Annotated in this window: 5 protein-coding genes; 1 reads left to right on the top strand and 4 read right to left on the bottom strand. The window is 73.0% G+C overall.

All coding sequences use genetic code 11. The annotated features are described in order from the left end of the window. From PROKR_RS35145 to PROKR_RS16340, 3 genes are all read right to left on the bottom strand, one after another. On the bottom strand, nt 1–588 hold a 588-nt coding region (locus PROKR_RS35145), incomplete at its 3' end, for an alcohol dehydrogenase catalytic domain-containing protein (protein ID WP_169736445.1). Next, entirely contained in the window at nt 588–1,811 is a 1,224-nt protein-coding gene (locus PROKR_RS16345; RefSeq protein WP_036964759.1) for an acetyl-CoA C-acetyltransferase, read from the bottom strand. The genes PROKR_RS35145 and PROKR_RS16345, both read right to left, overlap by 1 nt. Before the next feature lie 43 nt (nt 1,812–1,854). Then, entirely contained in the window at nt 1,855–3,066 is a 1,212-nt protein-coding gene (locus PROKR_RS16340) for an acyl-CoA dehydrogenase family protein (RefSeq protein WP_051433057.1), read from the bottom strand. 95 nt (nt 3,067–3,161) lie between these two features. Between PROKR_RS16340 and PROKR_RS16335 the strand changes: the two genes are divergently transcribed. Then, nucleotides 3,162–3,599: an acyl-CoA thioesterase gene (locus PROKR_RS16335; RefSeq protein ID WP_051433056.1), complete on the top strand. Its 438-nt coding sequence runs from the start codon at nt 3,162–3,164 to the stop codon at nt 3,597–3,599. Here PROKR_RS16335 and PROKR_RS16330 read toward each other — a convergent pair. After that, the coding region (locus PROKR_RS16330; RefSeq protein ID WP_084800488.1) for an AMP-binding protein at nt 3,568–4,755 on the bottom strand (1,188 nt) is incomplete at its 5' end. The genes PROKR_RS16335 and PROKR_RS16330 overlap by 32 nt on opposite strands.

The following is a 4,755-nucleotide window of genomic DNA, read 5'->3' as shown; positions in this document are numbered from 1 at the left end:
GACCCGGTCACCCGGCGCGGGCCGCCCGGCGTTCACGACGGCGCCGCCGCCGGTCAGCACCGCGCACCCCAGCAGGGCGGCGACGTCGGGCGGGACGTCGTGGTCCACGGGCACCACGGAGGTCTCGGAGACCACGGCGTGGGTCGCGAACGCGCTCACCCCGAGGTGGTGGTGCACCTCCTGGCCAGCACGAGTCAGCCGCCGCCCACCACCGACGAGCGTCCCGGCCGCGTTGGCCGCCGACCCCACGGCGCACGGCAGCCGCCCGTCGGTACCGCACTGCGCGCACTGGCCGCACCGCGGCAGGAACGTCATGACCACCCGCTGCCCGGCGGCGAGGCGCGCGCCCGGGCCGGTCACCTCCACGATCCCGGCGGCCTCGTGGCCGAGCAGCATCGGCACGGGCCGTGCACGGTTGCCGTCCACGACCGACAGGTCGGAGTGGCACAGCCCCGCGGCCTCGATCCGCACCAGCACCTCGCCCTCGCCGGGCGGGTCGAGCTCCAGCGGGCCGACCGTGACCGGCCGGGACTCCGCGTAGGGCGCGGGCGCTCCGCAGCGCTCCAGCACCGCGCCGGTGATCCGCATCAGAGCTTCTCCAGCACCATCGCCATGCCCTGGCCGCCGCCCACGCACATCGTCTCCAGGCCGTACCGGCCCCCGGCGTCCCCGAGCGCGTTGATCAGGGTGGAGGTGATGCGCGCGCCGGTCATGCCGAACGGGTGCCCGACGGCGATGGCGCCGCCGTTGACGTTCAGCCGCTCCGGCTCGACGCCGAGCTCCCGCGCCGACGGGATGACCTGCGCGGCGAACGCCTCGTTGATCTCCACGCGGTCCATGTCGTCGACCGTGAGCCCGGCCCGGCGCAGGGCCTGCCGGCTGGCCTCGACGGGGCCGAGGCCCATGATCTCGGGGGACAGCCCGCTCACGCCGGTCGACACGATGCGGGCCAGCGGGGTCAGCCCGAGCTCCTCGACCACGCGGCCGGAGACGATCACGACCGCGGCCGCGCCGTCGTTCAGGGGGCAGGCGTTGCCCGCGGTGACGGTGCCGTCGGGGCGGAACACCGGCTCCAGCGTCGCCAGGGTCTCCACGGTGGTGCCGGGACGCGGGCCGTCGTCGGCGGCCAGGACCGTGCCGTCGGGCAGGGTGACCGGCGTGATGTCCCGGGTCCAGAAACCGGACGCGATGGCGGCCTGGGCGCGCTGCTGGCTGCGGGCGGCGAACTCGTCCTGCTCGGCGCGGGTCACGTCGCGCAAGGCCGCGACGTTCTCCGCCGTCTGCCCCATGGCGATGTACGCGTCGGGCAGCGCGCCCTCCAGCCGCGGGTCGGTCCACAGCCCGGTGCCGGCCCCGGCGCGCTTCTCGGTGCGGGCCAGGGCGTCGGCGAAGACCGGGTTGTGCAGGTCCACGCCCGGGATGTAGTCGCTCGACCCGGTGGCGAACGAGCTCACCGACTCGACGCCCGCCGAGACGAACACGTCGCCCTCCCCCGCCTTGATGGCGTGGAAGGCCATGCGGGTGGTCTGCAGGCTGGAGCTGCAGTACCGCGTGACGGTCGCGCCGGGCACCATGTCCCAGCCGCACAGCACGGCGACGATGCGGGCCAGGTTCATGCCCTGCTTGCCGCCGGGCAGGCCGCAGCCCAGCAGCAGGTCGTCGATCCGTGCCGGGTCCAGACCCGGCACCTGGTCGACGGCGGCCCGCACCATCTGCGCCGCGAGGTCGTCGGGGCGGACGTCCTTGAGCGACCCCTTGTGGGCGCGCCCGATGGGCGAGCGCGCGGTGGCGACGATGTACGCCTCGGTCATAACTCCTCCTTGAGCCGGTGAGCCAGGTCGGTGGCAGGCGCCGTCAGACGAACGCCGCGTGTCCGGTGATCGCCCGGCCCACGATGAGCTGGTTCATGTCCTTGGTGCCCTCGAACGTGTAGACGGCCTCGGCGTCGGCGAAGAACCGGGCCACGCCGTGGTCCAGTGTGATCCCGTTGCCGCCGCACGCCTCCCGGCACAGCGCGACGGTCTCCCGCATCCGGGTGGTGACGAACGCCTTGGCCATCGCGGCGTGGGCGTCCTTCTGGGTGCCGAGGTCCTGGAGCTGGGCCACGCGCACGCACATGGCGAAGCTCGCCGTGACGTTCGCGTACGCCGTCGCGAGCTTGTCCTGGATCAGCTGGTAGCTGGCGATCGGGTTGCCGAACTGCTCGCGCTGCCTGGTGTAGGCCACGGCGGCCTCGTAGGCGCCGATCATGGTGCCGAGCGCCTGCCAGGACACGCCGTCGCGTGTGATGCGCAGCACCTTGGCGACGTCGCGGAAGCTGTCGATGCCCTGCAACCGGTCGGCCTCGTCGACCCGCACGTCGTCGAGCACGATGTCGGCGTTCTGCACGATGCGCAGGGACTGCTTGCGCTCGATCTTGGTGGCGGTGAAGCCGGGCGTGCCCTTGCGCACCAGGAAGCCCTTGACCTGGTCGTCGGCCGTGTCCTTGGCCCAGATGACCACGACGTCGGCGAACGTGGCGTTGCCGATCCAGCGCTTGGCGCCGTTGATCACCCACGTGTCGCCCGTGCGGGTGGCGGTGGTGCGCAGGCCCTTCGCGGTGTCGGAGCCGGCCAGGGGTTCGGTGAGCCCGAACGCGCCGATCAGGTCACCGGCCGCCATGGGCGGGAGCCACTTCGCGCGCTGCTCGGCACTGCCGCCGACGCCGATCGACGTCATCGCCAGGCCGCCGGAGACACCGATGAAGGTGCAGAACGACGAGTCGACGCGCGCCGTCTCCATGCCGACCCAGCCGCGGAACACGGCCGAGGTCTCCTCCCCCTGCGTCTCGGCCCAGCCCGACCCGATGGTGCCGAGCTGCGCGTAGGGCTTGAACAGGTGCACGGGGCACTCGGCGCGCTCCCAGTAGTCGTCCGCGATGGGACGCACCTCGCGCTCCATGAACTCCCGGACGGCCAGGGCCTTCTTCTGCTCGGCCGGGGTGAGCAGGTCCTGGAACGCGTAGAAGTCCGCCTCCAGCAGGTCCGTGCTCGGGTCAGTGGCGGGTGGCTCGGGTACGAGCGTCATCGGTCCTCCGATCGTCGTCGATCTGATGCATGTCCAGTATGCATCATTCGTGGATTTGTTGCACCGATCCGTCGGTGCGGGTCTACGCTGCCCCGATGGGCTATCGGCACCCGTTCCCGCTGCGCTGGAACGACAACGACCAGTACGGGCACATGAACAACACCGTCTACTACGAGGCCATGGACACGGCGGTGAACACCTGGCTCATCAGGCACACCGCCCTGGACCCCGCGGGCGCCGTGATCGGGCTCGCCCGCGCCTCCTCGTGCGAGTTCCTCGCCCCGGCCTCGTTCCCCGAGGAGCTGGAGGTCGACGTCGCCGTCGGCCGACTGGGGCGCACCTCGCTGACCTGGGACCTGGCGATCCTGCGCGCGGGCGCGCCCGACCGGGCCGAGGCGTACGCGACGGGCAGCTTCACGCACGTGTTCGTGGACCAGGCTGCCCGCCGGCCCGTCCCGGTGCCGGATCGGGTGCGCACAGCAGTCGAGGAACACCTGGGCTTCACCCCGCCGGGGCCGAGTGCCGGGCCGTGAGCTCGCGCTTGAGCACCTTGCCGCTCGGCCCCAGCGGCAGGTCGGCCGACACGTGCACCACCCGCGGGTACTTGTACGCCGCCACGTGCTCCTTCATGTACGCGACCACGGCCTCCGGGTCCACCTCCGCCCCGTCCGACGGCACGACGGCGGCGTGCACCTCCTGCCCGCGCGCGGCGTCGGGCACCCCGAACACAGCGGCCAGCGCGACGCCCGGATAGCGGGCCAGCACCGCCTCGACCTCCGTGGGATACACGTTGTAGCCGCTGCGGATGATCATGTCCTTCTTGCGGTCCACGATCGTCACGATGCCGTGGGCGTCCACGGTGCCGAGGTCGCCCGTGCGGAACCAGCCGTCCACGACGGCCGCCGCCGACGCGTCGGGCCGCCCCAGGTACCCCTTCATCAGGTTGTGCCCGCGCACCACGATCTCGCCCAGGTCGCTCTGCTCCCCGGCCGCCGAGCCCGGTGCCGGGGCGGGCAGCAGCTCGACCCGGTCCTCCACCTCGGCCACGGCCACGGCCACGTCGACGCCCCACATGGGCCGCCCGACGGTGCCGGGCCGGATGGGCTCGGACGTCACGTTGAAGGTGCACGACGGTGACGTCTCGGTCAGCCCGTAGCCCTCGTGCACCTGCGCGCCGAACGCCTCCTCGAACGCCTCCAGCAGGGCGACCGGCAGGGCCGCGCCGCCCGAGACCGCGAACCGCAGCGGGGGCCGCGCCGCGGTGCGCCGAGCCGCCTCGACCATGCCCGCGAAGTTGGTCGGCACCGCCGTGAACACGGTCGCGCCGTGCGCCACCAGCAGCTCCAGGGCCTCGTCCGGGTCGAACCGGGGCAGCAGCACGATCGACGCCCCGCGCCGGAACGCCATGTTCAGCACCGCCATCTGCCCGAACGAGTGGAAGAACGGCAGGCCGCCGTACACGACGTCGTCGGGCCGCAGGTCGAACGAGTCGATCAGGGAGCAGTGCACCTGCTCGACCATCGCCAGGTGCGACCCGACGGCGCCCTTCGGGGTGCCCGTGGTGCCGCTCGTGTACAGGATCGTGGCCGCGGCCAGGGGGTTGACGCCCGCGTGCCGCTCGATCGGGGTCGCGCCGGCGGCCTCGTCCTCCAGCCGCGCCACCGGGGTGCCCCGCTCGGCGAGGCCGCG

Origin of the sequence: Promicromonospora kroppenstedtii DSM 19349, assembly GCF_000515355.1 — a bacterium.
Lineage (GTDB): Bacteria > Actinomycetota > Actinomycetes > Actinomycetales > Cellulomonadaceae > Promicromonospora > Promicromonospora kroppenstedtii.
This window is presented reverse-complemented; position numbering and strand designations above follow the sequence as displayed.

Bases quoted from the DNA above. Each gene is read 5' to 3' on its own strand.
- PROKR_RS16335 (WP_051433056.1), top strand. From the start codon at position 3,162: ATGGGCTATCGGCACCCGTTCCCGCTGCGCTGGAACGACAACGACCAG.
- PROKR_RS16340 (WP_051433057.1), bottom strand. From the start codon at position 3,066: ATGACGCTCGTACCCGAGCCACCCGCCACTGACCCGAGCACGGACCTG.
- PROKR_RS16345 (WP_036964759.1), bottom strand. From the start codon at position 1,811: ATGACCGAGGCGTACATCGTCGCCACCGCGCGCTCGCCCATCGGGCGC.